We start from the raw sequence: 26,731 nt of genomic DNA, 5'->3' as shown, positions 1-26,731 counted from the left end.
TGGCGAGTGCCATGGCCGTTGTGACAGTCTGTTATCGGCTCAGTTCACGATCACCGACAGGGTTGTACCGGCCGGCACGGTGAGCATTTCGACATAGCTGGCGCCGGCCGGTTTGCGCACGATCGGGAAGTGGGCATAGCCCTCGAGCAGGCCAGGGACGCTGGTCGGCAGCTTGCGGACGCTGGCGTAGTTCGATCCGTTGAGTCCCGGTAGCGTGAAGCCGCTGTCGACGCGTTGCGGATAGCCGAAGCCTGCGGGCGACGTGGCGGATGGCAGTAGCGCAATGCTCGCGCCCCAGCGGCGCAGTGCTTCGGCGTAGCCGCGACCGCCAAACTGCTTGATGGAGCTGTCGAGCAATGCGACCGGCTGACTGCCCGCATTGAAGCTGGTATTGCGCAGGAAGTGCTTGTAGAAGCCGACCCCGTACTGGCGCAGCAGGTAGGCGCCGAAGCTGCCGGTCACGTTGTAGCTGAAGCATTGCGATTTTGTATCGTTGATCCAGTTCAGCGGGTTGCAGTTGTATGCACCTTGAGCAAGCCATTCCGGGAAGCGCCCGTCGCGGATCGGATGATAAACGGCGTCGAGGCGCGTGCCGATGATGTCTTCCATCATCATGGCGCTCATTTCTTCCCAACTGGTATCAAAGGTATTGTCGGTATTGACGGTGTTGAGCACGACGCCACGCTGATAGAAGTTGATCATGTGCACGAATTCGTGCGCCAGCGTGCTGATCTCGTTCTTGATGCCGGTTTCACCACCGAGGTACACGGTCTCGGTATCCATGTAGAAGGACAGCGACTGGTTGCTGTTCTTGAGCTCGGCGTGGTTGTTGTCCTTGAGGAAATTGTTGAGCGACCAGAAATAGCCCATCAAGCCGTAAGGCTTGTTGTTGCGGTCGAAGTTGACGAAAACGATGTCGATTTCCTGGTTGGCCGGAATCAGATCGGTGTACGGATGTGCACCCCAGGGTTGACCTGCAAGGCCGGTGACCATCGAGTACACCGAGTTACTGCCGTCAACGAAACGGCTGGCGAGCGCGTCAAGTTGCGCCGCGGTCAGCTTGCCGATACCGAACTCACCGCTCTCGACCCAGAAGTTGACGACGCGGCCGTCGGCAGCGGTGACTTTTTTCTGCAGCAGAGCGTTGCGGGTTTCCAAGGTGTCGCTGACACCGTTGTCGACGGCCCAGGAACGGGCATCGCCGACCACAGCGGCACTGGGCGCCTTGATCGCGCGTAGCGCGCCGGCGGCACGTTGCAGCGTGGGGCGGTTGCTGTTGAATTCGCGAACCCGCTTGGGAATATGGTTGATGCGTTCGTCCGTCTCGGTCGAGACCGACTTGAGCGAGGCAAGCTGTTGCGAAGCAGACAGCGTGATGGTCGGCATGGCGACCGGATTCGGCGTCTGGTTGGTATAGATCAGCGTTACGGTTTTGCCCGTGACACCGCCCAGGGCTACCGCAACGTTGGCTGGGTTCGACGTGCTGTTGGTGTAACGCCATGCGCCGACACCGGTTCCCGAGTAGATGACGCTGTTGGTGCCGCAATTGGCACCGATGCAGTCTGCTTCAAATGCATTGTCGTTCACGACCGGTGGAACAGGGGTCGGTGTCGGTGCGGGAGTAGGAGTCGGCGTTGGTGCTGGTGCCGGGGAGGAATCTCCACCTCCGCCACCACCACCGCAGGCAGCAAGCAGGATTGATGCAAGAATTGAAGCAAGTTTCAGTTTGTGGGCGGGGCGGTTCATGGCTGGATTCACGAGGCTTTTATGGTTGAAGGCGATGCTGCATATAAGCCAACAATGATAAGTGCGTGTAATTTTTTTGTAAATAAATGCGCAAATGTGTGCTGATACTGGTGCTTTTTAGTCAATCTGGTCATTTTTATGATGGGTTTGACGTAGATTTTCAGATTTTTCTTACATATGTAAAAGTGTTCTTGATTGGTTGATTGTTTCGAACAAGAAAAAACCCGGCGAAGGCCGGGTTTTTTCTTGTTCGACGAGCGATGCAGTTCAAGCATCGAGGCCGTTATGCCTCAGCAAGGCATCAATCTCCGGCTTGCGGCCGCGGAACGCGGTGAAGCTGTCCAGCGCCGGTCGGCTGCCGCCACGTGCCAGCACTTCGCGGCGGAAACGGGCTCCGACTTCGGCGTCGACGACGTTACCGCTCTGTTTGGCCGCGTCTTCAAACGCGGCGTAGGCATCGGCGCTGAGTACTTCGGCCCATTTGTAGCTGTAATAACCGGCCGCGTAACCACCGGCGAAGATATGGCTGAAACTCTGCGGGAAGCGGTTGTAGTCCGGCGGCGTCGGCATGCCGAGTTCCTGCTGGATTTGCAGCGCCTCGGTTTGCGGATCGACCGCGCCGGTGTTGCCGTGCAGCGCCATGTCGAAAATCGAGAAGTACAGCTGGCGCTGCATGCCCGAGCCCGACTGAAAGTTCTTGGCGGCGAGCATCTTGTCGTACAACGGTTTGGGCAGCGATGCACCGGTCTCGACGTGGTGGGTCAGCTGCGGCAGTACTTGCCATTCCCAGGCAAAGTTTTCCATGAACTGGCTCGGCAGCTCGACCGCGTCCCACTCGACACCGGAAATGCCCGATACCGACAGTTCGTCGACTTCGGTCAGCAGGTGATGCAGCGCGTGGCCGGTTTCATGGAACAGCGTGATCACGTCGTCGTGCGGCAGCAGCGCCGGCTTGCCTTCTACGCCCTGGGCGAAATTGCAGACGATCAGCGCCACCGGTGTTTGCACGCTGCCATCGGCCAGCTTGCGACGACCGCGCACATCGTTCATCCACGCGCCGCCTTGCTTGCCGTCGCGCGCGTACAGGTCGAGATACAGCCCGCCAACGAGCGAACCGTCCTTGTTCTTCAGATCGAAGAAACGCACGTCCGGGTGCCACACCGGCGCCTGGCCGGCAACGAATTGCAGGCCGTAGAGTTGCTCGACCAGCCGGAACAGGCCGTCGAGCACGGTGGGTTCGGTGAAGTATTGCTTTACCTCCTGCTCGCTGAACGAATAGGTTTCTTCGCGGATGCGTTCGGACACAAAACCGACGTCCCACGCTTCGAGCGTGTCGTAGTCGAGCTTGGCCTTGGCCCAGGCTTCCATTTCGGCGCGGTCGGACTGCATATGCGGTTTGGCGCGGGCGGCCAGATCGCGCAGGAAGCCGAGCACCTGCTCCGGGGTTTCGGCCATCTTGGTGGCGAGCGATTCTTCGCTGAAGCTGGCAAAGCCGAGCATCTGCGCGCCTTCCTGGCGCAGCGCGTGGATTTCCTTGATCAGCGGCGTGTTGTCGCGCTCGACCGGGCCGAACTCGGACGCGCGGGTCACATAGGCGTGGTACAGCGTTTCACGCAACGGGCGGTTTTCGGCGAACTGCATCACCGGCAGATAGCTGGGGATTTTCAGTGTTGCTTTCCAGCCGGCCTTGCCATCGGCTTCGGCACCGGCGCGCGCGGCGGCTTTCCAGTCGTCGGGCAGGCCGGCGAGTTCGGCCTCGTCCTCGATATACAGCGCGAACGCGTCGGTTGCATCGAGCACGTTCTGCGAGAACTTGGTCGTCAGCTCGGACGACCGTTCTTCGATCTCCATGAAGCGCGCTTTTTGTGCCTCGGCCAGTTCGGCGCCGGACAGCTTGAAGTCGCGAATCGCATGTTCGACGATGGTGCGGCGGGTTTCATCGTAGCTGGCGAACTCGGGGCTGGCGGCGAGCAGTTTCCAGCGCGCGTACAGCTGCTCGTTCTGGCCGAGTTCGGTATAGAAATTGGAAATTCGCGGGATATTGGCGTTGTAGACCTCGCGCAATTCCGGGGTATTCATCACCGATTCCAGGTGCGCGACCGCGCCCCAGGCACCGCCCAAGCGCTCCATCGTGTCCTCGCTTGGCGCAACGAAGTTGTCCCATGTCGGGGTTTCGACGGCCTCGGCTGCGGCGACGGCCTGACGCGCCGCTTCCAGCAGCACATCGAGTGCCGGATTCACGTGTTCCGGGCGGATTGCGTCGTACTGCGGCAGGCCGGCAAGGTCGAGCAGCGGGTTGGTCTGGGTCATCGTTGGGTCTCGGGTAGAATCGTTGTATCAGCGTAGATGCGCCTTGCGCGCGCCATTTTCAAGACACGACAGAAGGATTAGGCAATGGCAATCGAACAATTCGACGGTATCGCGCCGCAGCTTGGCGATGGTGCATGGGTGCATGCCGGCGCTCAGGTGATCGGCGATGTCCAGCTTGGCGCCGACGCGTCGATCTGGCCCGGCGCGGTGCTGCGTGGTGACGTCAACCATATCCACATCGGCAAGGATTCGAACGTGCAGGATTGCAGCGTGCTGCACGTGACGCATAAGCGCCCGGACGATCCGGACGGTGCGCCGCTGATCATCGGCGATCGCGTCACCATCGGCCATGCGGTGATTCTGCACGGCTGCACCATCGGCAACGAGGTGCTGGTGGGGATGGGCACGATCGTCCTCGACCGCGTGGTGGTGCAGGACAGGGTGATGATCGGCGCCGGTTCGCTGGTGCCGCAGGGCAAGGTGCTCGAATCGGGCTATCTGTACCTGGGCCGGCCGGTGAAGCAGGTTCGGGCGCTGACCGACGATGAACTGGCGCACTTCAATTACTCGGCCGCGCACTATGTGAGGCTGATGAAGAAGTACCGCGACCAGCCAGCGGACTGCTGATAAAACCCTGCTGGCTGCGTTGTGCTCGCTTGCCGTACTCGCTTGTACTGTCTGCGCTTCGCACGCCTTGCCAGCACCGCTGCGCTGAATTTTCTCAGCAGTCCGGCGGGATTCTGAGCCTAACGGCGTGTAGCTATGAGTGGGCTCCGGGGGTATGAGACAATCGCGCCATGTCTGAATTGAAATTACTGCCGGCGCGATTCATCAGCGTCGAGGGCGTCGATGGCGCCGGCAAGAGCACCCAACTGAACTGGCTGGCCGACTGGCTGCGCTCGCAGGGCATCGCGCCGGTGCTGACGCGCGAACCCGGTGGCACGCCGCTCGGCGAAAAGCTGCGCGCGCTGCTGCTGTCCGAAGCCATGCATCTGGAAACCGAGGCGCTGCTGATGTTCGCCGCGCGGCGCGAGCATCTGGCCGGCGTGATCGAACCGGCGCTGGCGCGCGGTGACTGGGTGGTGTGCGATCGTTTCTCCGATGCGACCTGGGCGTATCAGGGCGGTGGTCGTGGGCTGGATCGTGCCAAGTTTGCCGCGCTGGAAGACTGGGTACAGCGGCGCGGTGATGGTCTGCTGCAGCCATCCCTGACCCTGGTGTTCGACGTGCCGCCCGATGTCGGTCAGGCGCGCATGGCCGGACGCGACGGGCTCGATCGGTTCGAACAGGAAGCATTCGATTTTCACGCCCGCGTCCGTGCAGCGTATCTTGAACGCGCCGCCGCCGATCCGGGCCGGATCAAGGTGATCGACGCGACACGCTCGATCGCCGCTATCCAGGCCGGCCTGGCGCTGGATGTGCCGCGCTGGCTGCGAGGCGAGGCATGAGTTATCCGCTTTATCCGTGGCAAGGCGAGCCATGGCGGCAGCTGATGGGCAATGCCGCGCAGTTGCCGCATGCGCTGCTGCTGACCGGCGCGGCCGGCATCGGCAAACGCCGCTTTGCCGACCGGCTGGCCGCATCGTGGTTGTGTGAGTCGCCGGATCGCGCGATCGCGCCGTGCGGCGTCTGTGACGCTTGTCGCTGGTTTGCCGCCGGCAATCACCCCGATTTTCGGGTGCTGGCGCCGCAAGACCCGGAGCCGGAACCGAGCGAGGACGGCAAGCCGGCGAAGAAAAAATCGGCGCTGATTACCGTCGACGATATTCGCGAGCTGGGTGACTTCGTGAATCTGAGCGCGCATCGTGGCGGCGCCCGCGTGACGCTGGTTTATCCGGCCGAACTGATGAACACCGCTGCGGCCAATGCCTTTTTGAAAACGCTGGAGGAGCCGCCGCAGGGAGCGCGCTTCATCCTGGTGTCGCACCAATGGCGCCGGCTGCTGCCGACCATCCGCAGCCGCTGCCGGGTGTTTCCGCTGCCGACGCCGGTGCCGGAGCAGGCCGCGCAATGGCTCGGCGAGCAAGGTGTCGTCAATCCGTTGCTGCATCTGGCCCATAGTGGCGGTGCACCCTTGGCCGCGCTCGATGATGCTTCGGCCGAGTGGCTGCCGTGGCGCACCAAGCTGCTCGATGGCGTGGCGAATCCGGGCAGCCTGGATGTACTGGCGATCGCCGCCGAGTTCGATCGTGCCAAGGTCGAGATGACCTTGATCGTCGATTGGTTGCAGAAATGGGTACACGACCTTGTCGGGTACTCAATGGCCGGCAAAGTTCGTTATTATCCGGATCGGAGTGAGGCGCTGGCACGTTTGGCCCCGCGTGCCGCGCAACTGCCGCGTTTTGCCGAGCGGCTGATCGAGGCACGCCGGTTGGCGACTCACCCGTTGAATGCGCGTCTCAATATCGAGGCGTTGCTTTACGATTATCTGGCCGCGCTCAAGGGTGCGGGAGAGCGACGATGACCGAAGATTTCCGCCAGCAGCAAACCTCGCGCCCCGGCGTGCTGTCGCTGAACATCAAGGAAAAGGCCGCGCTGTACGCGTCGTACATGCCCTTTGTGAAAGGCGGTGGCATTTTTATCCCGACCAGCAAGCCTTATCGGCTGAGCGATGAAGTGTTCATGCTGCTGTCCTTGCTCGACGATCCGGCCAAGATTGCGGTATCGGGCCATGTGATCTGGCTGACGCCGGCGGGGGCGCACAATAACCACCAGCAGGGCATTGGCGTGCGTTTTTCCGGCAACGAGGCCGGGGCGCAGGCCAAGGCCAAGATCGAAGGTCTGCTCGGCGGCTATCTGCAAAGCGCGCGGACCACGCACACGATGTAGACGCGATTCGCTATCGCAACTGATTTACACTCAGGGCTGCACACGCAGCCCTTTGCTATTGCTGCCCTTTGCGGCGACTGTTTCAACAAGATTTCAGGTTCAACAGCCATGTTTGTCGATTCGCACTGCCATATCAATTTTCCCGAACTGGCCGCACGCCGCGAAGAGCTGCTGGCGGCGATGGCGGAAAACCGCGTCAGTCACGCGCTGTGCGTGTCGGTGAATCTGCCCGAATGGCCGAGCGTGATCGCCATGGCCGAATCGGCGCCGAATTTGTTTGCTTCGGTCGGCGTGCATCCGGACTACGAAGACGTTGAAGAGCCGACCGTCGAGGGGCTGGTCGAGCTGGCCAGGCATCCGAAGGTGATCGCCATCGGCGAAACCGGCCTCGATTACTACCGGCTCGAAGGGGATCTGGAATGGCAGCGCGAACGCTTTCGCGTGCATATCCGCGCCGCCAAGGCGACCGGGCTGCCGCTGATCATCCATACGCGCTCGGCATCGGAAGACACCATCCGCATCCTCAAGGAAGAGGGCGCCGACACCGTTGGCGGGGTGATGCATTGTTTTACCGAAAGCTGGCAGGTGGCACAGGCGGCGATGGAGCTGGGGTTTTATATCTCCTTCTCGGGCATCGTCACTTTCAAGAAGGCCGAGGAGCTCAAGGAAGTCGCCAAGCTGGTGCCGCTGGAACGGATGCTGATCGAAACCGATTCGCCGTATCTGGCGCCTATGCCTTATCGCGGCAAGACCAATCAGCCGGCGTGGGTGCGCCATGTTGGTGAGCATATCGCCGATCTGCGCGGCATTCCGGTCGCCGAGGTCGCCGAGGCGACGACGGTCAACTTCTTCAAGCTGTTTGCCAAGGCTGCGGCATGACTGCCGGCGTTGAGGTCACGCTGCTCGGGGTGGGTTCCAGCGGTGGCTCGCCGGCGCTGGGTTGCGATTGCCCGACCTGCGCATCAAGCGACCCGCGCAACCGGCGTACCCGGGCCTCGGCGGTAATCCGCGCCGGCGGGCAGACCTTCCTGATCGATACCGGCCCCGATCTGCGTCAGCAAGCGCTGCGCGAAAACCTGCTGCGCGTCGACGCGGTGCTGTACACGCATCCGCACGCCGATCACCTCAACGGCATCGACGACCTGCGCGCGTGGTGCTGGCTGCAGAAGGCGGCGCTGCCGGTGTTCGGCAACCGGCTGATGCTGACGCACATCCGCGAGCGCTTCCCGTACACGCTGTTTGCGCCAAACGAATACTGGGATAAGCCGGTGCTTGAGTTGACCGAGGTCGAGCGTGAACCGTTCGAGTTCAACGGTGTGACCGTGACGCCGATTCCGCTCTTGCACGGCAAATGGCCGACGCTGGGCTTCCGGATCGGCGATGTTGCCTACCTGACCGATCTGTCCGAAATTCCGGTGCAGAGCCTGCCGCTGCTGGCAGGTCTGGACGTGCTGCTACTCGATTGCCTGCGCAACAAGCCGCACCCGACCCACCTGAGCGTCGATCAGGCGCTGGCCGTTGCGGCGCAAATCGGCGCACGCCGCACGGTGTTGATCCATATGACGCACGAGCTTGAGTATCACGCCCTGTCGGCCCGCATACCGCATGGCGTATCGGTCGGCTACGATGGCATGACCATCGTCAGCGAAGGAAGCCTCCATGGCTGATGGCCGATTCAATGTACTAGGCGAACCGCTGGTGCCGTGCAGCCTCGACCCGCTGACGGGCTTTTTGCGCGACGGCTGTTGCGCCGAGCATGCCGATGATCCCGGTCAGCACACGGTGTGTACCCGTGTCACCGGTGATTTTCTCGCCTTTTCGCGCGAGCATGGCAATGACCTGACCACGCCGCGCCCCGAATGGGGGTTTTCTGGCCTCAAGCCCGGCGATCAATGGTGTTTGTGCGCCGGGCGCTGGATCGAGGCGCTGCTGGCCGGCCACGCGCCGCCGATTTTGCTGGCCGCGACCGACGAGGCGATTCTGGACGCGGTATCGCTGGAAACGCTGGTCGCTTATGCGGTTGATCGGCCGTAGCCAACGTTCGAATGGATCTGCAAAAAACGGCGCAATGGGCGCCGTTTTTCATTTGGATATGATGCTTGAGTGCTATTTCGGGGACGAGGCCAGCAAAGGCTTGAGCTCCGCGGCGATCTGCTGCGACAGCTTTGAAACCAGCCGGCCGTGTGCGGCCACCAGCGCATCGTAGCTGGCGTCCTTGGCTGCTTCGCTGGCGCTGAAGCGGCCATTCTTGATGACCTTGCCGCTGACGTCGGTGACGCGCCAGAGCGCATCGATCGTTGCGCTGCCGCCGAGGATGGAGTCGAAACGCTGGATGTCGACCGCAAGGCGGAACGTCGCTTCGCTGCCGGCGACTTGCGACGGGGTCGCGACCGGGGCGCCGAGTTGCCGGGCCAACTGTTCGGCCAGTGCAGCGGCGAGATCGCCGCGCAGCGGCTGGATCCAGCGCCGTTGCTCCACAATGCGCAGCTCGCCGTTCTGCTGTACCACCAACTGCGGCCGATCAACGGCTTCCGGTATCGTTACCGCGCTGATCGCAATCGGCACGCTGGCGCTGCCGCTGATTGCCGGCGCTTCCACCAGCGTCGAGCTGCCGAGGCTGTAGAAATAGTCTTTCGGTGCGCTGGCGCAGCCGGTGGCGATCAGCGCGGCCAAGCTGGCGGTGACGAGGGTACGGGTAAGGTGCTTCATGGTTTCTCCTCCGGCTTGCCGCGTAGCAGCGACTCGGGATGGCGTTCGAGATAATCGGTGAGGTTGCGCAGTGATTCGGCCGCGCGGCTGACCTCTTTGAGCGTATTGCCCATGTTCTGCTGCAAAGGCGAGCCGTCGGCCATCACCTGCTGCGCCGTTGCCAGCGTTGCCTTGGCCTGGCTCAGCGTCCGGGCCGCTTCGGTGGCCACATCGCCGTCCAGGCGTTCGACCAGTTTGTTGGCGCGATCGATGGTGCCGTCGAGGTTCTGCAAGGCCTTGCGCAGATCCTGGCTGATGCCTTCGAACGGAATGTTGTCGACCTTCTTGAGGATGCTGGCGGCGGCGTTCTGCATGTCGCCAAAGCTGCCCGGCGTGGTCGGAATGACGACGGGGCTGTCGTTCCAGTTCATCTTGGTCTTGGTCGCGTTCGGGAAGAAGTCGAGCGCAATGTACAGCTGCCCGGTCAGCAGGTTGCCGGTGCGCATCTGCGCGCGGAAGCCATGCTCGATCAAGGCATTCATGACCTTGTGATGATTCGGGTCGCCGGCCTCCATCGGGGCGGAGGCGCCCTTGCGGTAGCGCGCCTTGAGCCGGCTCGGGTAAATCAGCACTTCGACCGGGAAGCGCAGGTTCTTGGCCTTGGGGTCATATTCGAGATTGATCGACTTGACCTCGCCGACGATGATGCCGCGGAAGTCGATTGGTGCGCCGACCGACAGTCCTCTCAGGCTTTCCTGGAAGTACATCAGGAAGGCTTCGGCGTCGGCTTCGGGCGTCTTCATCGCCAGTACGCGGTCGGAGAACAGCCGGAAGGCGGTATTCTCCGGCGCCGGTGCCAGCTGGCTACTGTCATCCGGTTCCTGGAAGGCGATGCCGCCGGCGACAATGCTGGCGAGCGATTCGGTGCGGACGCGGAAACCGTTGGCGTCGAGGCTGACGTCAAGGCCGCTCGCCTGCCAGAAGCGCGTGTTCGGCGTCACGTATTTTTCGTACGGTGCATTGACGAAGGCTTTCATCGTCACGCCCTTGCCGTTGGGGTTGAGCTGGTAGCCGATGACCTGGCCGACGAGGATGCGCCGGTAATAAATCGGCGAACCGACGTCGAGCGAACCGATCTCCTTGGTGTTGAGAACGAACTGCCGGCCCGGCAAGCCGGAGGTGATGATCGGTGGTACTTCCAGCGCGGTGAAGCTGTGCTGTTTCTCCTGGCTTTTGCCAATGTCGACGCCGATATAGGCACCCGACAGCAGCGTATCCAGCCCGGAAATGCCGCCGACGCCGACACGCGGACTGACAATCCAGAAGCGTGTGTCCTTGACCAGCATATTGCCGGTGTCCTTGGCCAGCTCGGCCTTGGCGATCACATACTTGCGGTCCGGTGACAGCGCCACGCTCTTGACCAGGCCGATATCGACGTCCTTGTATTTGAGCTTGGTCTTGCCGGCCTCGATCCCCTCGGCGGTGCGGAAGGTGATGGTGATTTCGGGGCCACGGTCGAGCACGGCCTTGACCGCGAGCCAGCCACCGATCAGCGCGGCAACGATGGGGATGATCCACACCAGTTGCAGCGTGCGCTTCTTCGGAGGGTCTTCCTTGGCTTCGGGTAGGCGATCGAGCGGATCGGGACCGAGCGGGGCGGTGTCAGTGCTTTGCGTCATGTGTTTCTCCAGAGGCTTCTTGTTCTTTGTCGAGCGGATCCCAGATCAAGCGGGGATCGAAGCTCATCGCCGACAGCATCGTCAGCACCACCACCGCAGCAAAGGCGACCGCGGCCGGGCCGGCGGCGATCGAGGCCAGTGATTGCACCTGCACCAGCGCGGCAAGGATGGTTACCACGTAGATGTCGAGCATCGACCAGCGGCCGACGAACTCAACCAGCCGGTACAGCTTGGTCCGTTGTTGCGGTTGCCAGTTTGAGCGGCGGCCGCAGGTGATCAGCAGCAGCAGGATGGCGATCATTTTCAGCATCGGCACCATGATGCTGGCAAAGAACACCAGCGCTGCCAGCGGCCATTCACCGCTGACCCACAGATAGACCACACCGCTGAGGATGGTGTCCGACTGTACGCCGACGATAGAGCCGGTGATCATCATCGGCAGCACATTGGCCGGGATATAGAGAATGATCGCGGCGATCAGATAGGCCCAGGTTTTTGCCATGCTGTTCGGCTTGCGAAAATGCAGCGCCGCACCACAGCGCGGGCAGTGGCCGTGACCGCTTGGCAGCTTCGACAGCAAACCGCAGTCGTGGCAGCTCGCCAGCCGGTATTGCCTGGCGGTGCTCATCGGCATTGCGCCATGCGGCGCCAGATCAGGTCGAAATGGAGAGAGCCGAGCATCGCCGCCATCAGCGGAATCAATAGCACCAGCGCCCACAGCGAAACACCGGGCACAACGCTGGCGTAGGCCATCAGCTTGACCACCGAGACCAGAATCCCCAGCAAATAGACCTCGATCATTCCCCACGGACGAGACAGATTCAGCAGCCGCAGCAACTGGGCTGCACCGGGCGGGCGGCGGCCCAGTTGCAACAGCGTCAGCAGATAGATCAGCGTCAGCAGCGTCACCCCGGGGACGATCAGCGTGGTCAGTGCGACCAGGATTGAAACCGGGGCAACGTGGGTTTGCCACAGATGCTCAATCGCGCCAAGCATGCTGGTGGCGAGCACATTGCCCTGCATGTCGATGGCGACGATGGGAAAGGCGTTGGCGACGATGAACAGCAACAAGGAAGCGACCGCCAGCGCCAGCGTGCGGTTGATGGCATCGGGGTGGTAGCGGTAGAGCTCGGCATTGCAGCGGCAGCAGCGCACGACGCGGTTTTTCGGCGGGTAATGGATGCGCTGCAACTGGTCACACTCGTGGCAGGCGACGAGTTCGATCGTATCGGTCATGGGGGCTAGGGCGCTGTCGTTCGATACGGGCAACGTGCGTCTCCGGGGCGATGTAAGCGGTCAGGGAAAAAGCGCGAGGGCTGAGCCTGGCACCGATGTAAGCATAACCGATGCCATCGATTTACGACGCAGCAAAAAGCCCGGCTGACGCCGGGCTTGTTTTGCGAGGGCAGGTGCTCGATCAGAACGCCGGCACCACGGCACCCTTGTACTTGTCGAGGATGAACTTCTTGGTTGCCGGGCTGGTCAGCGCGGCCGAGAGCTTCTTCAGCGCGGCGCTGTCCTTATTGTCCGGACGGGCCACGATGATGTTGACGTACGGCGACTGGCTGCCTTCGATCGCCAGCGCATCCTTGGTCGGGTTCAGCTTGGCTTCGAGCGCGTAGTTGGTGTTGATCAGGGCGATATCGACCTGGCCCAGCACGCGCGGCAGCATCGCGGCTTCGAGTTCACGAATCTTCAGCTTCTTCGGGTTTTGCACGATGTCGCGCTGGGTGGCCGACAGGTTGGCCGAATCCTTCAGCTTGATCAGGCCGGCTTTTTCCAGCAGCAGCAGCGCGCGGCCGCCGTTGGTGGCGTCGTTCGGGATGGCCACGGTGGCGCCTTCCTTGATGTCGGCCAGCTTCTTGATCTTGCTCGAGTAGATGCCGAACGGCTCGATATGCACGCCGACCACGGTCACGAGGTTGGTGCCCTTACCCTTGTTGAACTCGTCCAGATAAGGCTTGTGCTGGAAGAAGTTGGCATCTAGCTTCTTTTCGGCGACCTGGACGTTCGGTTGCACGTAGTCGGTGAAGACCTTGACATCGAGCTCGACGCCTTGCTTGGCCAGCGTCGGCTTCACGAATTCGAGGATTTCCGCGTGCGGCACGGCGGTGGCGCCGACGGTGAGCTTTTCAGCAGCAACAGCATTGAACGCGAGCGCGGCCGCGATCAGAGCGAGGATTTTTTTCATTGGAATACTCTCCTTGTGGGACGGTTGAACCAGCCGCATCCGGGTGGGACGGCTGGGTTATTTGCGTGAAAAGTGAGTGACGAGGCGATCGCCGGCCATCTGCAGGACCTGGACCAGCACCAGCAACAGCAGCACGGTAACGACCATCACGTCGGTCTGAAAGCGCTGATAACCATTACGCACCGCCAGATCACCAAGACCACCGCCGCCGACCAGACCGGACATCGCCGAATATGACACCAGCGTGATCGCGGTGACCGTCACCGCGGCCATGATGCCGGGCAAGGCTTCGGGCAGCAGTGCACCGAGGACGATTTGTCGCGTGGTCGCGCCCATCGCCTGGGTGGCCTCGATAATGCCGCGATCGACTTCGCGCAGCGCGGTTTCAACCAGCCGGGCAAAGAACGGCGTCGCGCCGACGACCAGCGGCGGCACGACGCCGGCAACGCCGAACGACGTGCCGGTGATCAGGGTGGTGAGCGGAATCATCACGATCAGCAGAATCACGAAAGGCACCGAGCGCAGCACGTTCACCACGAAAGACAACAAGCCGTACACCACCGGTTGCGCCAGCAGCTGGCGTTTGCCGGTCAGGAACAGCAGCACCCCGAGCGGCAGCCCGAGCACCAGCGTGAACAGCAGCGACCAGCCGAGCATCGAAAAGGTGTCATGGCAGGCTTGCCACAGGTCGATCCAGTCGATGTTTGGAAGAAGGGGGGAAAGGAGGGTTTCCAGCATCAGCGTAGCGCCTCGACAGTCAGTCCTTCGGATTCAAATCGGGCCAGCGCCGCGTCAACGTCGCCACCGGTCAATGCCAGTGTCAACTGGCCGTACGGGGTGTCCTTGATCCGGTCGATCCGGCCGGCGAGGATGCTGAAATCGACACCGCAGTCGCGTGCCACCTTGCCCAGCACCGGCTCGTAGGTGGCTTCGCCACGGAAAGTCAGCCGGATGATGCGGCCCGGAACATGGGCGAAGTCATCGCGCTGCTCGTTGTCGTCGACGTGCTCGGATTCCTGCACGAAGCGCTTGGTGGTGATGTGTTTGGGATGCAGGAACACATCGGCCACCGGGCCGTGTTCGACCACCTTGCCGCCATCGAGCACGGCAACGCGATCGCAGATGCTGCGGATCACGTCCATCTCATGGGTGATCAGGACGATGGTCAGCCCCAGTTCGCGGTTGATTTCGGCCAAGAGGCGCAGCACCGATTGCGTGGTTTGCGGGTCGAGCGCGCTGGTGGCCTCGTCGCACAGCAGGATCTTTGGTTCGGTCGCCAGTGCGCGGGCGATGCCGACGCGCTGTTTCTGGCCGCCAGAGAGCTGGCTCGGGTATTTATTGGCGTGTTCGGACAGGCCGACGCGCGCCAGCAGCTCGGCGACGCGGGCGTCGGTTTCGGCGCGGTTTTTCTTGCCGGCCAGCCTCAGCGGGAAGGCGACGTTATCAAAGACGGTCTTGCTCGACAGCAGGTTGAAGTGCTGGAAGATCATGCCGATGCGCCGGCGCAGCGCGCGCAGGGTGTCATCGTCGAAACGGGTGATGTCGTCGCCGTCGATCAGCAGCTCGCCGCTGCTGGGACGTTCGAGCAGGTTGATCAGCCGCACCAGCGTCGATTTGCCGGCGCCGGAGTGGCCGATCATGCCGTAGATTTCGCCGGGACTGATCGTCAGGTCGATGCCGGACAGGGCGGGTATATCGCGGTTATCGACGCGATAAGACTTATGAATATTCTTGAACTGGATCGTGGTGGTCACGAAGCAACCTTGTGGGTGTGCGCTGTACTTGAAAGATCGGCTTTTAGCCGCAAGAGCGCCATTTTAGCGAAGCGCTATATAACGGTAAAATCTTTATGGAGATAAACAAATCGCACAAGGGAATTATGCACCGCAAATGTAATCCCGGCACGCTGCGCCGATACCGGCCGGTTTGCTGCGTTTTGCGGTGAGATGCGATCCGGTTATCCAGGCGGCTCGCGGCAAGTGCTTTATCGCGTTAAAATAGCAGGTTACCTGTCACCTGAAATCTGGAACCGGCAATGGATCAAGCCCTGGACAAAATCCTTATTCTCGACTTCGGCTCGCAAGTTGCGCAGCTGATCGCGCGACGCGTGCGTGAAGCCCATGTGTACTGCGAACTGCACTCGTTCGACGTCTCGATCGACTTCATCCGCGAGTTCAACCCGAAGGGGATCATCCTGTCCGGCGGCCCGAACTCGGTGTACGAGAGCGATTATCAGGCCGACCCGAAGCTGTTCGAACTCGGCATTCCGGTGTTCGGCATCTGTTACGGCATGCAGTGGATGGCGCAATCGCTTGGTGGCCAGGTCGATGCCGGCCATGTGCGTGAATTCGGTTTCGCCGAAATCCGCGCCCGTAACCACAGCAAGCTGCTCAACGGCATTGAAGACCGCGTCGGCGAAAACGGCGAAGGCTTCCTCGAAGTGTGGATGAGCCACGGTGACAAGGTTACCGCGCTGCCGGACGGCTTCAAGATGATCGCCGAAACCCCGTCGTGCCCGATTGCGGCGATGGCGAACGAAGACAAGGGCTTCTACGGCGTGCAGTTCCACCCCGAGGTGACGCATACCATCAAGGGCCGCGACATGCTCAACCGCTTCGTGCTCGATATCGCCGGCTGCAAGCCGAGCTGGACGATGCCGAACTACGTCGAGCAGGCCGTCGAGCGCATCCGTGAACAGGTCGGCAGCGATGAAGTCATCCTTGGCCTTTCGGGCGGTGTCGATTCGTCGGTCGCCGCGGCGCTGATCCATCGCGCGATCGGCGATCAGCTGACCTGCGTGTTCGTCGACAACGGCTTGCTGCGCCTGAACGAGGGCGAGCAGGTGATGAACATCTTCAACAAGCACCTTGGCGTCAAGGTGATCCACGTCAACGCGACCGCGCAGTTCATGGGCCATCTGGCCGGCGTGTCCGACCCGGAAGCCAAGCGCAAGATCATCGGCCGCGAGTTCGTCGAAGTGTTCCAGGCCGAGTCGGCCAAGCTGCCGTCGGCCAAGTGGCTGGCGCAAGGCACGATCTACCCGGACGTGATCGAATCGGCCGGCGCCAAGACCGGCAAGGCACATGCGATCAAGAGCCACCACAATGTCGGCGGCCTGCCCGATACGCTGAAGCTGCAACTGCTCGAACCGCTGCGCGAACTCTTCAAGGACGAAGTGCGCGAACTCGGCGTCGCGCTCGGCCTGCCGCACGAAATGGTCTACCGCCACCCGTTCCCGGGCCCGGGCCTCGGCGTGCGCGTGCTCGGCGAAGTGAAGCAGGAGTTCTGCGACCTGCTGCGCCGCGCCGATGCGATCTTCATCGACGAGCTTCGCGCCTTCGACTGGTACGACAAGACCAGCCAGGCGTTCGCCGTGTTCCTGCCGGTGAAGTCGGTTGGCGTGATGGGCGACGGCCGTACCTATGAATACGTGGTGGCGCTGCGTGCGGTGCAGACCAGCGATTTCATGACCGCCAAGTGGGCCGAACTGCCGTACGAGCTGCTCGGCAAGGTATCGAACCGCATCATCAACGAAGTCCGCGGTATCAACCGCGTTGTTTATGACGTGAGCGGCAAGCCGCCGGCAACGATCGAATGGGAATGATTCAGGCGTCCCTCACCGGTCGTTGGTGAACGCTGAAAATCCAGAAACCCCGGGCTTTTGCCCGGGGTTTTGTGTTTCTGGCTTTCGGTATCTATCGGTGGAAGACGGTAGTATTGACGGTCAATGTGGAGGCGTCATGACGGTCGGTGGTTTTTACCGTGTCGGTGTTCGAGGCAAGCCTGACGGTAAAAATGTAATCCGGCGCTATAGCGGGTGGTGGCGTGTTTACTAGACCTGCAAAAAGTGCGTCGTGGCATCGACCAAGTGCCGAAAGACGAGGGTCACACGCCTGACGTTTCGCAGGCTTTCCGGCATCGCCAGCCACACTTCCAGAGCGAAGCCGAAGCGGTCATCCAGTACCTGAACCAGACCATCGCGTTGCGCAATGGCATGGTGGCAGGGGCCGATGCCCGCTTGATGGCCGGCGCGAGATACTGGCTATCGGACGCGATGACCCTCGATGCAAGGTGACAGATCCGATCCCGGCCCGGATCAGTCGCCTAGCTGATGCTTGTACATTGCTGCCAGTAGATCGGACTGCGTGATGATGCCGACGAGTTTTTCGTTGGCAACGACCGGCAGATGGTGAAAGCCGTCATCGCTCGAGAGCGTGACGAGCGTTTCGATGGGCGTCTGTGGTGTGGTGCTGCGGACATCGCGAATCATGAGGTCTGATACCTGCAAGTCTGCGTTCGGCGTTCTGAGGTGTGCAGGTATAAGTGGATCGACGAAAAAATCCATCATCGACAATATGCCGACCAACCGTCCTTCCTCGTCCGCGACTGGGGCCGTGGTCAGTTTGTGCTCGATGAGCCGCTGCCAGGCATCCGCCAGTGTTGCTTCCGGGAGCACGGTAATCACGTCGCGCGACATGATTTCACCACACAGCAAGGGGCCAAAATGACGCTGTCTGGCTCGCATCACCGCAGCCTGCACGATTTCTTCCAGATCATCCTGGCTGATGTCGACCACCTCGCCGCGCTCGGCAATCACTGCGTCCAGATCGGCACGAATGATGCCTGTGCGCTCGGTCGGCAGCGGGTCCTGAGTGAGGTGAGGGTTCGGGCGAGCGGGTGAATGATGGGGATAGCGTCGCTGGATGATGTTGTTGAACACCAGCGCGCAGATCACCAACAGGACCGAGTTGACGAGTACCGGACTGACCGCAAAAGCGAAGCCCAAGCGGTCAACCGCGGCGCCGCCCATGACGGCCGTTGCAGCCACCGCACCGGATGGCGGATGCAGGCAGCGCAACTGGATCATGGCGCCGATCGCGATCGCCCCCGCCAGGCCTGCTGCCAGGCCGGAATGACCGATCCATCGCGAACAAGCGACACCGATCAGCGCGGAAACCAGGTTGCCGCCCAGAATCGACCACGGTTGCGCGAGTGGGCTGGAAGGGACGGCAAACAGCAGCACTGCCGAGGCTCCCATGGGGGCGACAAACCACAGATTGAGCGTTCCCAAGGCATTGCGGCTGATGATTTCGGTGATCAGCAAGCCAAATCCGGCGCCGAATACACTGAGTAACTGTTCCTTGCGGCTGACCGTGCTGGGCGGTGGAACAAAGGCGCGTAGCCAGAGAAGAAGGGGGTGCATGCTGGGACTCCGTGGGGAAATGGCGGGCCTTTGCGGCCTCGAATCGATCAAGCGCGGCATTTATATCATCATGTGATATAAATGCGCCAACCCTGTTTCCCCGGAACCCTCATGACTGAAAGCAAACTGACCAAGCCCCAGTACGAAGCCCTATCTGAGTTTCGCTACCAGTTGCGCCGATTTCTTCACTTCAGCGAGACGGCAGCGAAGGCGGAAGGGCTGACCCCGTTGCAGTATTTGCTGCTGCTGCACATCCGCGGCTTTCCCGGGCGAGACTGGGCAACGGTGAGTGAGCTGGCAGAACGGTTGCAAACCCAGCACCACGGTGTCGTCGCGTTGCTGACCCGTTGCGAGGAAATTGCCTTGGTCGAGCGTCGCAGAAATCAAAACGATCGGCGGCAAGTCGAGGTCCATCTGCTCCCGGCGGGGGTACGGGCTTTGGAGAAGCTCGCCGCGTTGCATGAGGCCGAGCTGCTCTCGTTGCAGAGCACGTTCCGCGTGACCCGTATTACCGCTTTCAACGATGCCGACGAGCTGGCTCAGCGGGCCTTGGGAGGGAAAGCATGAGTGGCGTCAAAAGTGACTATGCGCTGGACCGCAGTCGCCTGTTGCGGCTGGTTGCGGTTGCAATGGTGGTGGGGGCGGTTGCCACACTGGCTGCACTGCTGCTGGTCCAGCTCATCCGCTTGTGTACCAACCTGTTTTTCTATCAGCACTGGTCGTTTGCTGAGTCCTCGCCTGCACTGAACACGCTGGGAGCCTGGGTGATCGTTTTACCGGTGATTGGCGGCGTGCTGGTCGGATTGATGGCGCGATACGGCAGCGACAAGATCCGTGGCCATGGCATTCCCGAAGCGATGGAAATCATTCTGTTCGGCAAAAGCCGGATGTCGGCAAGAGTGGCTGTACTCAAACCACTGTCATCCGGCATCGTCATCGGCAGCGGAGGTCCCTTTGGTGCAGAGGGCCCGATTATCATGACCGGTGGCGCATTGGGTTCGTTGCTGGCGCAATACCTGAACCTGAGCGCTGCCGAACGCAAGACCTTGCTGGTTTCCGGTGCGTGCGCGGGCATGACCGCGATCTTCGGGACGCCTGTCGCCGCGCTTTTGCTTGCGGTAGAAATGCTGTTGTTCGAGCTGCGCCCTCGCAGTCTGTTGCCTGTGGCCATGGCATGTGCCGTTGCCGGCTTCCTGCGCCCATTCATCTTCGAGGCGGGGCCGCTGTTTCCGCTGGCCGTTGCACCGGTCACCGCGTCCGCGCTCGTCTCCGGCATCGTTGCGGGAATATGCAGCGGTGTGTTGGCCGTGATCGTCACATTGGCGCTGTACCGGACCGAGGATGCTTTCGCAAAGCTCCCGGTTCACTGGATGTGGTGGCCGGCAATCGGTGGCGTTGTGGTCGGGATCGGCGGCTACTTCGAGCCACGGGCCTTCGGCATCGGCTACGACGTCATTGGTGACCTTTTGAACAACCGGCTCGCCGTAGCTGCAGTTGTGAGCCTATTGGCGGTCAAGGCTGTGATGTGGGTCGCGGCCCTGGGCTCCGGCACGTCCGGCGGTGTATTGGCGCCGTTACTGATGATTGGTGCCGGATTGGGCGTTGTGTTGTCGCCATGGTTGCCGGGTGGTTCGGCCGGTTTGTGGGCGCTGGTTTGCATGGCCGCGGTGCTGGGGAGCGTCTTGGGGGCGCCGTTGACGGCCATCGTGTTTGCAATCGGCCTGACCCATGCAACGAATGCGCTGTTGCCGCTGCTACTGACGGTGGCTGTGGCTTGGGGGGTGACCACGCTGGTGCTGCGCCGCTCGATCATGACCGAGAAAATCGCTCGTCGTGGCCTGCATATCTATCGCGAGTATGCCGTCGACCCTTTGGAGCGTATGCACGTGGATGATCTGATGAGCCGGAGTGTCATCAGTGTCGATGCGGCCATGACGATCAGGCAGGCCCGTGCGACGGTTGATGCGCAGCAACACCGGCGGTTGCCGGTCGTATCCAATGGCCGGTTGCGAGGCATGCTCGAATCAGGGATTTTGAATGACCATCGCCATGACGAGAATCTGCAAGTCGCCGATTTGCTGGCTGGGCAACACCAATGGGTGTTGTCGACCGAAAGCGCCCGGGCTGCAGCAGCACGAATGATCGATTTGAAAGTGAGCAGCGTCCCGGTCGTGGCCGATGCAGATGGCTTGCAACTCGTTGGCGTCCTTGCCATGAGCGATCTGTTACGTCCGGTAGGGGCATCCTGGCAGGAAGAAACGCTTCTTGAGCGCCTTCGGTGAGGACGGGCTATCGGCCGGGGCAGGCCTGATCACCGAGCGGGCACCGTATGTGGAACGTCTTGGATGCGTGCGAGCTCGCTTGACCGATGGTTTCCATCGGTATTGTCGGGTGTACAACCAAACGGGATAAGGAAGACGTAAATGGCGAAGAAGTTCCCCATCAACCCGGCACACCCCGAGCGGGTGTGCTGGGGGTGTGACCGATATTGTTCTGCCGATGATTTGCGCTGCGGGAACGGTTCCGGTCGCACGCAGCATCCGGCGGAAATCCTGGGCGACGATTGGCACTCCTGGACGGCAGACGAGCAGAAAGCGGAACCAACTGAATGAAACCGGTACCGGGCCGGACGGTTGGAACACTATCGCACGGCTAGCGCGGCGCCGATCAGGATATCGGTGGTCGCCGGTAGCGCCGCAAGCAGCCCGATATCCGGCGCATAGGTCTGGCTGGCCGCATAGGCGCCTTCGATCAGCAAGGTCAACCCCTTGGCCAGCGCGACCGGATCGCGGGCGCCGGTACGCGTGGCCAGCGCGGTCAGCCGCTGCAGCAGTTGCCGCTTGTTGTCGGCGACGAAGCTGCGGGCGAAATGGTCACGATCCGGATATTCGACGGCGATGTTGATAAAGGCGCAGCCGCGGTAGCCCGGTTTGCTGGCCCGATCGGTCAGGTCGGCGACGAGCTGCCGCAGCGCGGCGACGGCGTCGTCCGGGGGGGGGCGCGCGGTGCTGGTGCTGCGGATCAATCGCACGCCAGGCACGACTACCGGCGCGGCCACACTCGCAGCGCAATCGGCTTGACGTGTGGTCTGCACGAAACCCCGTCCGGGGGAGGGGGCCGTTGTCGCCTGGATGGCGCGCCGGATCGGCAAGGTGTATGTCTGCCGCCCATGGTTCGCCCGAACGGGATTACTCGTCGTCGATAACGGTGTAGGCTGAGTTACCTCGTACCCCGTGGGGAACGGCATGACCAACAGCTGGTATCTGGGCACCTTGCACAGCGCCGCGATTCGCCAGGAGCGCGCGCAGTCCTTTGAAGATCAGGCCAAAGGGCAGTTGCGCAAAGATGCATTTCTGAAGACGCGCGCCTTGCGCTGGGCGCATGAAGACAAGCTATTCGCCAGCGCGCCGCAGGAAGTCTGGGAAGAAAAAAACCCGGCTTAGGGCGTTGTTAGCGCATTCAGTGGCACCCGCCGCGGGCGGGACGTGGCTTCTATTCTTCCTGAGCATGGCGTGGCCCATGCAGACATTGCCGCCCAAGCTGGCGGCAAATCGTCAAACAATCGTTTTGTTCCTGTCATCTGTGACGACTAGCATCGACGGCCTTCTCAAGGAGGTCGTGGCTCATGGATCGTCGGCGTTTTCTCAAGCTCAGCGGATTTCTTACCGTCTCGACCGTCGCGGGTCTATTGGCCGGTTGTGGCGGCGATGATGCGACCGACACGACCGTTGCGGTCCTTCCTCCCGACGGCAAGCCCACACCGGCGCAGGCGCTGAAGTTTCCACAAGGCATCGCTTCGGGCGATCCGCGCGCCGACAGCATCGTGCTCTGGACCCGCGCCGTACCGCTCGGCGCCGACGCGGTGGCCAGCGTGCCGGCCGCAGGCGATTTGCCGCTGCGGCTGATCGTCACCAGCGATGATATGAGCGCGCTGATCGGCAGCAGCGCCGTGCTTGGCGGCAAAGTGCTTGCCGACGTTTCGCTCAGCGCCCAGGCCGCGTGGGATCACAGCGTTCGCCACAAGCTCACCGGGCTGAATCCGGCCACGACCTATTATTATCAGTTCGTCTCCGGCGAGACGCGCTCGGCGGTCGGGCGCTTCAAGACCGCGCCGGCCGAACACCTTGATCCGGGTACGTTGAAATTTGCTTTTCTGTCGTGCCAGGACTGGAGCATCAATCACTGGGGCGGCTTTGATCTGCTCGCGGCCGAGGACGTCGATTTCGTCGTTCACCTCGGTGATTACATTTACGAAACCGTCGGCGAAGCGTTTCAGGCCGGCGCGGTCGAGGCGATGCATGCACCGCTGAGCTTGCCGGATGGCCCGTACAAGTCCGGCAACTCGGGCGCCCGCTACGCCAATACCCTTGCCGATTACCGCGCGCTGTACAAACAGTACCGTAGCGATCCGCGCCTGCAGCAGGTACATGCGCGCTTTGCGATGATCGCGATCTGGGACGATCACGAGTTCTCCGACGATTGCTGGGGCGATGCGAGCACCTACGACAACGGCAGCTACGACAAGGCCAGCGGCCGTGGCGACAACAGCCACCAGACCGCGCGCCGGCGCGGCGCCAATCAGGCGTGGTTCGAGTTCATGCCGGCCGATGTACCGTTCGATGCGGCGGCGAGCGGCTTTCAGACGATCAAGCTGTACCGCGATTTCCGCTTTGGCAGCCTGATGCATCTGGTGATGACTGACGAGCGCCTGTACCGCGCCGATCATTTGATTCCCGAGGCGGCGGTCGGCAGCAGCATCGGCAGCCGCTATCTGGTGCCGACGGCGCAACTGGCCGCGGCCGAGGCGCAGAAATTCGCCGCCGGCACTGCGAGCGGCGACCCGCTGGCCCAGGTCTCGGTGCTCGGCAAGACGCAGCGCGAATGGTGGCAATCGACGCTGGCCGGCAGCAAGGCGGCGTGGAAAATCTGGGGCAACGAGGTCTCGCTGCTGCGCATGCGCCTTGATGCCAGCAAGCTCGCCGGCGTACCGGCGGCGCTGCGCAAGGAATTCGTTCTGAACGCCGACCAATGGGACGGCTTCAATGCCGAGCGCAAGGTGCTGGTCGGCTTCCTGCGGCAGCAGAAAATCAGCGATGTGGTGGCCATCACCGGCGACATCCACAGCTTCTATGCCGGCGTGGTGTACGACGATTACGCTACCGGCGCACCGGGCATGGTCGATCTGGTCACCGCCGGCATCAGCAGCGATTCCTTCTATCACTACTTTTATGCCGCCGCGCAGGATCCGGCGCTGGCGGCGGCCGCACCGCTGGTTTACACCAGCGAGGCCGGCGCCGAACAGCTCGCGATCCAGATGCTGTCGGCCGCGATCGCCGGCGCCGCCGGCGTCAGCGATCTTTCCGATACCGCCGCCGTGCAGGCGGCGGTGCAGGGCGCGATCGTTGCAGGCAAGGTGTCCGCCACGGCGTTCCAGACCACGAGCGGCCTGGCCAAAACGCCGATCAATACCTTCGACGATACCGTGGGCGGTGCGTTAGGGACGACGCTGGCGGCGACCATGGCCGCGCTCGCCGGCAAATCGGCAGCGGTGGCGACGCTGTCCGGGCTGATCCGCCAACAACTGGCCGCGGTGATGGGGCTGCCGGTGGCGTCGGTGCCGGCCACCGAGGTGCTCAAGCGGCTCAACCCTTTCGCCGATCAGGCCAGCGGCGTCGCGCCGGTGAACAATCCATGGATTGCCTATACGGATACCGATGCGCAGGGCTATGCGGTGGTGACCTTGAGTGCGGGTGAGCTGCGGGCCGAGTTCAAAAAGATCGCGCGGCTCGACGGTCATCGCGCGCCAGCGGCACCGTTGCTGCAGACGACCCGTTTACAGGTGCCGCGTGGTCAGGTGAAGGTGAATCGCCTTTAACGGATGTGCGAATGCTGACGACTTGCATTTGATATTCCAGTTGGAAATTAATATCCTATTTGTAATTATTTGTGGGAATAAGTGAACGGGGGTAAATTGCCTTACAACATATCGTAAGGCACAGCGTCGCAAGACCGGTGGCCGACAAAAAGGAGACCGAGATGGATGCAAACCCGACGCTGTTATCGTTTAGCGGCAGCGATGCCGAACCACTGTCGATTCGCGCCAAGGCGGCGGTGTTTGCCGACCGGACTTCGCGCGATCTGCTGCTACAGCTGGAGCGCATCGCGCCTTCCAGCATGCCCGTACTGGTGATCGGCGAAACCGGCACCGGCAAGGAGCTGATCGCCCGGCATATCCATCAGCTCAGCGGCCGCAAGGGGCCGTTCGTGGCGGTGAACTGCGGGGCGATCAGCGAACAGCTGGCCGAGAGCGAGCTGTTCGGCCACGAAGCCGGCGCCTTCACCGGCGCGGTGGCGCGGCGGGAAGGCTGGTTCGAGGCGGCGCACCACGGCACGCTGTTTCTTGATGAAATCGGCGATTTGCCGCTGCCGCTGCAGGTGAAGTTGCTGCGCGTGTTGCAGGAGGGCGAAGTAGTGCGCGTCGGCGCGCGCAAGCCGATTCCGGTCGACGTGCGCCTGCTGGCGGCGACCAACGTCGACCTGGCCGATGCGGTCGCCGCCGGGCATTTCCGCCTCGATCTGCTGTACCGGCTCAATATCGCCCAGTTGCGGCTGCCGCCGCTGCGCGAACGTCGCGGCGACATCCTGCCGCTGGTCGAGTACTTCATCGGCCGCTATAGCCAGCGCTTGCAGCTGGCCCAGCCGGCGCTGTCCACCGATGCGGCGCAGGCGCTGCTGGCCTACGGCTGGCCCGGCAATATTCGCGAGCTCGAAAACGTCGTCCACTTTGCCTTGCTGATTGCCAGCGGCAGCGAAATTCGCGCCGAGCACCTGAAGCTCGCCGGGGCGCCGGTGCCAAGCAGCCAGCACGATGCCAGCGGCGGCACGCCACTTGAACTGATGGGCCAGCAACTGCGGCAACTGTTCGCCGGCCGCCACCCCGGCCTGTTTCACGAGCTGGAAAAGCTGATCCTGAACGAGGCCTACCACCACAGCGGCTACAACCAGGTGCGTGCGGCCGCGCTCCTGGGGATCTCGCGCAATGTGCTGCGCACGCTGTTGAAGCGGCACGGCATGTTGCGGGAATCCGATACGGGGGCGCCGTGGCAGGGCGCGCATGCTGCGGTGGCCACCGCCTGAGCTTTTTCCACCGCCGACCGCGTCAACGTCGCCGGGGGCAGAGCGTCAGGCAGAGCCCACCGCCTGTTCCCCGCCCATCTCGCCAGTCCATGACCGCTGATTCCGCTTCGCTACGGCTATCACCGTCCCTTTCTGGCTTTCTGGTCTGCCCAAGCGCTGACCCGTTGCCATCGGCTGACAGATGTACACGCTGACCGGTAGCGCGCTCGATCCCGGCCTGGCCGGGCTGATCGAGTTCCTGCTGCGGGTGCTGTTCATGCAGCGGATCGGCCATGTTGTCGACAAACGCGAGCGCCTGCATCCCGGTATTTCCGTCCCTGCCCGGCGGTTTGTCGATGCTGACATGCTGACTTTGATTTTGTCGTAATGGAATAACATCGCAAATCAATATTCTTTGTTGTTCTATTTGCGCCCGGCTAATCTGGCAGTACAGCCCGCGCAAGGATCACAACATGACCGCTCACACTACGCTGGCCGCCGCGAAAGCCGATGCACTGCAGGCCTATATCGTCGGCGCCGACTCGCTCGGCAACATCCCGGATGTGCTCGCCGACTACGGTATCCGTATCGGCCACCACATTACCGGCCGCAACCCCTCGCACCAGCGCCGCCCCAGCGGCATCAAGGGCATGGACATCGTCATCCTGTTCACCGATTTCCTCGGCCACAACGTGATGCGCAATTTCCGCTCGGCCGCGCAGGCCGAGAACGTCCGCTTCGTCGCCTGCCGCCGCTCGACCTGCGCGCTGGCGGCGTCGCTGGACCGGATCGGCGCCCAGGCGCGCTGAAACCCCGGCAGGGCGGGGTGTTGCCGGATTGCTGCGGCCGGCGAGTTTCATGACCCTGCCATCGCGCTGGTGGTCGGAATCCGGAAGGGGCGGTGCACCGGGGCAATCGTTGCCGATCGCAGCCAGTCTGCTGGCCGTCCATTCGAATTGATACTTGCAT

General features: G+C 62.2%; 28 protein-coding genes. 17 read left to right on the top strand and 11 right to left on the bottom strand.

What is annotated here, in order from left to right; all coding sequences use genetic code 11:
- Nucleotides 1–39: 39 nt before the first annotated feature.
- Both JLC71_RS08305 and JLC71_RS08300 read right to left on the bottom strand, forming a co-directional pair.
- Entirely contained in the window at nt 40–1,587 is a 1,548-nt protein-coding gene (locus JLC71_RS08305; RefSeq protein ID WP_200914908.1) for a M30 family zinc metallopeptidase, read from the bottom strand.
- Nucleotides 1,588–2,013: 426 nt separating this feature from the next.
- The gene (locus tag JLC71_RS08300) at nt 2,014–4,056 is read right to left on the bottom strand and encodes a M3 family metallopeptidase (RefSeq protein WP_200914907.1); all 2,043 of its coding nucleotides are present in this window, start codon (nt 4,054–4,056) and stop codon (nt 2,014–2,016) included.
- Nucleotides 4,057–4,140: 84 nt separating this feature from the next.
- Between JLC71_RS08300 and JLC71_RS08295 the strand changes: the two genes are divergently transcribed.
- The 7 genes from JLC71_RS08295 (at nt 4,141) to JLC71_RS08265 (ending at nt 8,919) form a co-directional block, all read left to right on the top strand.
- Entirely contained in the window at nt 4,141–4,683 is a 543-nt protein-coding gene (locus JLC71_RS08295; protein WP_200914906.1) for a gamma carbonic anhydrase family protein, read from the top strand.
- 170 nt (nt 4,684–4,853) lie between these two features.
- A complete protein-coding gene (gene tmk / locus JLC71_RS08290; protein ID WP_200914905.1) occupies nt 4,854–5,504 on the top strand; it encodes a dTMP kinase in 651 nt (216 codons plus the stop codon).
- Entirely contained in the window at nt 5,501–6,520 is a 1,020-nt protein-coding gene (gene holB, locus JLC71_RS08285; RefSeq protein WP_236250837.1) for a DNA polymerase III subunit delta', read from the top strand. The genes tmk and holB overlap by 4 nt, the downstream gene beginning before the upstream one ends.
- Nucleotides 6,517–6,885: a PilZ domain-containing protein gene (locus tag JLC71_RS08280; protein WP_200914904.1), complete on the top strand. Its 369-nt coding sequence runs from the start codon at nt 6,517–6,519 to the stop codon at nt 6,883–6,885. The genes holB and JLC71_RS08280 overlap by 4 nt, the downstream gene beginning before the upstream one ends.
- 108 nt (nt 6,886–6,993) lie before the next feature.
- Nucleotides 6,994–7,764, top strand: coding sequence for a TatD family hydrolase (locus JLC71_RS08275; protein ID WP_200914903.1), 771 nt, complete (start codon nt 6,994–6,996; stop codon nt 7,762–7,764).
- A complete protein-coding gene (locus tag JLC71_RS08270; RefSeq protein WP_200914902.1) occupies nt 7,761–8,552 on the top strand; it encodes an MBL fold metallo-hydrolase in 792 nt (263 codons plus the stop codon). The genes JLC71_RS08275 and JLC71_RS08270 overlap by 4 nt, the downstream gene beginning before the upstream one ends.
- Nucleotides 8,545–8,919 carry a DUF2237 family protein gene (locus JLC71_RS08265; RefSeq protein WP_200914901.1) on the top strand — a complete coding sequence of 125 codons (375 nt, stop codon included), beginning with the start codon at nt 8,545–8,547 and terminating at the stop codon, nt 8,917–8,919. The genes JLC71_RS08270 and JLC71_RS08265 overlap by 8 nt, the downstream gene beginning before the upstream one ends.
- A gap of 72 nt (nt 8,920–8,991) precedes the next feature.
- Here the strand turns inward: JLC71_RS08265 and JLC71_RS08260 are convergent, their stop codons facing one another.
- From JLC71_RS08260 to JLC71_RS08230, 7 genes are all read right to left on the bottom strand, one after another.
- Nucleotides 8,992–9,594 carry a PqiC family protein gene (locus JLC71_RS08260; RefSeq protein WP_200914900.1) on the bottom strand — a complete coding sequence of 201 codons (603 nt, stop codon included), beginning with the start codon at nt 9,592–9,594 and terminating at the stop codon, nt 8,992–8,994.
- Nucleotides 9,591–11,252, bottom strand: a complete 1,662-nt coding sequence (locus tag JLC71_RS08255; protein ID WP_200914899.1) for a PqiB family protein — start codon at nt 11,250–11,252, stop codon at nt 9,591–9,593. The genes JLC71_RS08260 and JLC71_RS08255 overlap by 4 nt, the downstream gene beginning before the upstream one ends.
- A complete protein-coding gene (locus JLC71_RS08250; RefSeq protein ID WP_200914898.1) occupies nt 11,236–11,880 on the bottom strand; it encodes a paraquat-inducible protein A in 645 nt (214 codons plus the stop codon). The genes JLC71_RS08255 and JLC71_RS08250 overlap by 17 nt, the downstream gene beginning before the upstream one ends.
- Complete coding sequence (locus tag JLC71_RS08245) at nt 11,877–12,488, bottom strand: paraquat-inducible protein A (RefSeq protein WP_200914897.1); 612 nt, start codon at nt 12,486–12,488, stop codon at nt 11,877–11,879. Before JLC71_RS08245 ends, JLC71_RS08250 begins: the two co-directional genes overlap by 4 nt.
- A gap of 181 nt (nt 12,489–12,669) precedes the next feature.
- Nucleotides 12,670–13,443 (bottom strand): MetQ/NlpA family ABC transporter substrate-binding protein, encoded by a 774-nt coding sequence (locus tag JLC71_RS08240; RefSeq protein ID WP_200914896.1) that lies wholly within the window; start codon nt 13,441–13,443, stop codon nt 12,670–12,672.
- A 57-nt stretch (nt 13,444–13,500) separates the two neighbouring features.
- Nucleotides 13,501–14,181: a methionine ABC transporter permease gene (locus tag JLC71_RS08235; RefSeq protein ID WP_200914895.1), complete on the bottom strand. Its 681-nt coding sequence runs from the start codon at nt 14,179–14,181 to the stop codon at nt 13,501–13,503.
- Nucleotides 14,181–15,197 carry a methionine ABC transporter ATP-binding protein gene (locus JLC71_RS08230; protein WP_200914894.1) on the bottom strand — a complete coding sequence of 339 codons (1,017 nt, stop codon included), beginning with the start codon at nt 15,195–15,197 and terminating at the stop codon, nt 14,181–14,183. Before JLC71_RS08230 ends, JLC71_RS08235 begins: the two co-directional genes overlap by 1 nt.
- Nucleotides 15,198–15,478: 281 nt before the next feature.
- Here JLC71_RS08230 and guaA point away from each other — a divergent pair, with 281 nt between their 5' ends.
- Nucleotides 15,479–17,047: a glutamine-hydrolyzing GMP synthase gene (guaA, locus tag JLC71_RS08225; protein WP_200914893.1), complete on the top strand. Its 1,569-nt coding sequence runs from the start codon at nt 15,479–15,481 to the stop codon at nt 17,045–17,047.
- Nucleotides 17,048–17,263: 216 nt separating this feature from the next.
- Nucleotides 17,264–17,518: a hypothetical protein gene (locus JLC71_RS08220; protein WP_200914892.1), complete on the top strand. Its 255-nt coding sequence runs from the start codon at nt 17,264–17,266 to the stop codon at nt 17,516–17,518.
- A gap of 21 nt (nt 17,519–17,539) precedes the next feature.
- Here JLC71_RS08220 and JLC71_RS08215 read toward each other — a convergent pair whose 3' ends face one another.
- Nucleotides 17,540–18,646, bottom strand: coding sequence for an HPP family protein (locus JLC71_RS08215; RefSeq protein ID WP_200914891.1), 1,107 nt, complete (start codon nt 18,644–18,646; stop codon nt 17,540–17,542).
- Between the two features lie 111 nt (nt 18,647–18,757).
- Between JLC71_RS08215 and JLC71_RS08210 the strand changes: the two genes are divergently transcribed.
- From JLC71_RS08210 to JLC71_RS08200, 3 genes are all read left to right on the top strand, one after another.
- Complete coding sequence (locus tag JLC71_RS08210; protein ID WP_200914890.1) at nt 18,758–19,213, top strand: MarR family transcriptional regulator; 456 nt, start codon at nt 18,758–18,760, stop codon at nt 19,211–19,213.
- Nucleotides 19,210–20,928 (top strand): chloride channel protein, encoded by a 1,719-nt coding sequence (locus tag JLC71_RS08205; RefSeq protein ID WP_200914889.1) that lies wholly within the window; start codon nt 19,210–19,212, stop codon nt 20,926–20,928. Before JLC71_RS08210 ends, JLC71_RS08205 begins: the two co-directional genes overlap by 4 nt.
- Before the next feature lie 141 nt (nt 20,929–21,069).
- Nucleotides 21,070–21,258, top strand: coding sequence for a DUF3079 domain-containing protein (locus JLC71_RS08200; protein ID WP_200914888.1), 189 nt, complete (start codon nt 21,070–21,072; stop codon nt 21,256–21,258).
- 29 nt (nt 21,259–21,287) lie between these two features.
- On the opposite strand, the gene JLC71_RS08195 is transcribed toward JLC71_RS08200, so the two are convergent.
- On the bottom strand, nt 21,288–21,740 hold the full coding sequence (locus JLC71_RS08195; protein WP_200914887.1) for a hypothetical protein: 453 nt from the start codon (nt 21,738–21,740) through the stop codon (nt 21,288–21,290).
- A 151-nt stretch (nt 21,741–21,891) separates the two neighbouring features.
- Here JLC71_RS08195 and JLC71_RS08190 point away from each other — a divergent pair, with 151 nt between their 5' ends.
- The 5 genes from JLC71_RS08190 (at nt 21,892) to JLC71_RS08170 (ending at nt 26,571) form a co-directional block, all read left to right on the top strand.
- Nucleotides 21,892–22,089 (top strand): hypothetical protein, encoded by a 198-nt coding sequence (locus JLC71_RS08190; RefSeq protein WP_200914886.1) that lies wholly within the window; start codon nt 21,892–21,894, stop codon nt 22,087–22,089.
- Between the two features lie 182 nt (nt 22,090–22,271).
- On the top strand, nt 22,272–24,521 hold the full coding sequence (locus JLC71_RS08185; protein ID WP_200914885.1) for an alkaline phosphatase D family protein: 2,250 nt from the start codon (nt 22,272–22,274) through the stop codon (nt 24,519–24,521).
- A gap of 161 nt (nt 24,522–24,682) precedes the next feature.
- The gene (locus tag JLC71_RS08180) at nt 24,683–25,783 is read left to right on the top strand and encodes a sigma-54 interaction domain-containing protein (protein WP_200914884.1); all 1,101 of its coding nucleotides are present in this window, start codon (nt 24,683–24,685) and stop codon (nt 25,781–25,783) included.
- 181 nt (nt 25,784–25,964) lie between these two features.
- Nucleotides 25,965–26,150: a hypothetical protein gene (locus tag JLC71_RS08175; RefSeq protein ID WP_200914883.1), complete on the top strand. Its 186-nt coding sequence runs from the start codon at nt 25,965–25,967 to the stop codon at nt 26,148–26,150.
- Between the two features lie 85 nt (nt 26,151–26,235).
- A complete protein-coding gene (locus tag JLC71_RS08170; protein ID WP_308431165.1) occupies nt 26,236–26,571 on the top strand; it encodes a DUF2325 domain-containing protein in 336 nt (111 codons plus the stop codon).
- Nucleotides 26,572–26,731 lie beyond the last annotated feature (160 nt).

Source organism: Jeongeupia sp. HS-3, assembly GCF_015140455.1.
In the GTDB taxonomy this organism is placed as follows: Bacteria; Pseudomonadota; Gammaproteobacteria; order Burkholderiales; family Chitinibacteraceae; genus Jeongeupia.
The sequence above is the reverse complement of the archived record's forward strand: the minus strand, read 5'-3'. Positions and strand labels throughout refer to the sequence as shown.

Coding starts and splice junctions, on each gene's coding strand:
- JLC71_RS08205 (WP_200914889.1), top strand. CDS start 19,210: ATGAGTGGCGTCAAAAGTGACTATGCGCTGGACCGCAGTCGCCTGTTG.
- JLC71_RS08180 (WP_200914884.1), top strand. CDS start 24,683: ATGGATGCAAACCCGACGCTGTTATCGTTTAGCGGCAGCGATGCCGAA.
- JLC71_RS08270 (WP_200914902.1), top strand. CDS start 7,761: ATGACTGCCGGCGTTGAGGTCACGCTGCTCGGGGTGGGTTCCAGCGGT.
- JLC71_RS08255 (WP_200914899.1), bottom strand. CDS start 11,252: ATGACGCAAAGCACTGACACCGCCCCGCTCGGTCCCGATCCGCTCGAT.
- JLC71_RS08300 (WP_200914907.1), bottom strand. CDS start 4,056: ATGACCCAGACCAACCCGCTGCTCGACCTTGCCGGCCTGCCGCAGTAC.
- JLC71_RS08175 (WP_200914883.1), top strand. CDS start 25,965: ATGTACACGCTGACCGGTAGCGCGCTCGATCCCGGCCTGGCCGGGCTG.
- JLC71_RS08245 (WP_200914897.1), bottom strand. CDS start 12,488: ATGACCGATACGATCGAACTCGTCGCCTGCCACGAGTGTGACCAGTTG.
- JLC71_RS08200 (WP_200914888.1), top strand. CDS start 21,070: ATGGCGAAGAAGTTCCCCATCAACCCGGCACACCCCGAGCGGGTGTGC.
- guaA (WP_200914893.1), top strand. CDS start 15,479: ATGGATCAAGCCCTGGACAAAATCCTTATTCTCGACTTCGGCTCGCAA.
- JLC71_RS08295 (WP_200914906.1), top strand. CDS start 4,141: ATGGCAATCGAACAATTCGACGGTATCGCGCCGCAGCTTGGCGATGGT.
- JLC71_RS08235 (WP_200914895.1), bottom strand. CDS start 14,181: ATGCTGGAAACCCTCCTTTCCCCCCTTCTTCCAAACATCGACTGGATC.
- JLC71_RS08170 (WP_308431165.1), top strand. CDS start 26,236: ATGACCGCTCACACTACGCTGGCCGCCGCGAAAGCCGATGCACTGCAG.
- JLC71_RS08190 (WP_200914886.1), top strand. CDS start 21,892: ATGACCAACAGCTGGTATCTGGGCACCTTGCACAGCGCCGCGATTCGC.
- tmk (WP_200914905.1), top strand. CDS start 4,854: ATGTCTGAATTGAAATTACTGCCGGCGCGATTCATCAGCGTCGAGGGC.
- JLC71_RS08250 (WP_200914898.1), bottom strand. CDS start 11,880: ATGAGCACCGCCAGGCAATACCGGCTGGCGAGCTGCCACGACTGCGGT.
- JLC71_RS08260 (WP_200914900.1), bottom strand. CDS start 9,594: ATGAAGCACCTTACCCGTACCCTCGTCACCGCCAGCTTGGCCGCGCTG.
- JLC71_RS08240 (WP_200914896.1), bottom strand. CDS start 13,443: ATGAAAAAAATCCTCGCTCTGATCGCGGCCGCGCTCGCGTTCAATGCT.
- holB (WP_236250837.1), top strand. CDS start 5,501: ATGAGTTATCCGCTTTATCCGTGGCAAGGCGAGCCATGGCGGCAGCTG.
- JLC71_RS08265 (WP_200914901.1), top strand. CDS start 8,545: ATGGCTGATGGCCGATTCAATGTACTAGGCGAACCGCTGGTGCCGTGC.
- JLC71_RS08185 (WP_200914885.1), top strand. CDS start 22,272: ATGGATCGTCGGCGTTTTCTCAAGCTCAGCGGATTTCTTACCGTCTCG.
- JLC71_RS08210 (WP_200914890.1), top strand. CDS start 18,758: ATGACTGAAAGCAAACTGACCAAGCCCCAGTACGAAGCCCTATCTGAG.
- JLC71_RS08280 (WP_200914904.1), top strand. CDS start 6,517: ATGACCGAAGATTTCCGCCAGCAGCAAACCTCGCGCCCCGGCGTGCTG.
- JLC71_RS08275 (WP_200914903.1), top strand. CDS start 6,994: ATGTTTGTCGATTCGCACTGCCATATCAATTTTCCCGAACTGGCCGCA.
- JLC71_RS08215 (WP_200914891.1), bottom strand. CDS start 18,646: ATGCACCCCCTTCTTCTCTGGCTACGCGCCTTTGTTCCACCGCCCAGC.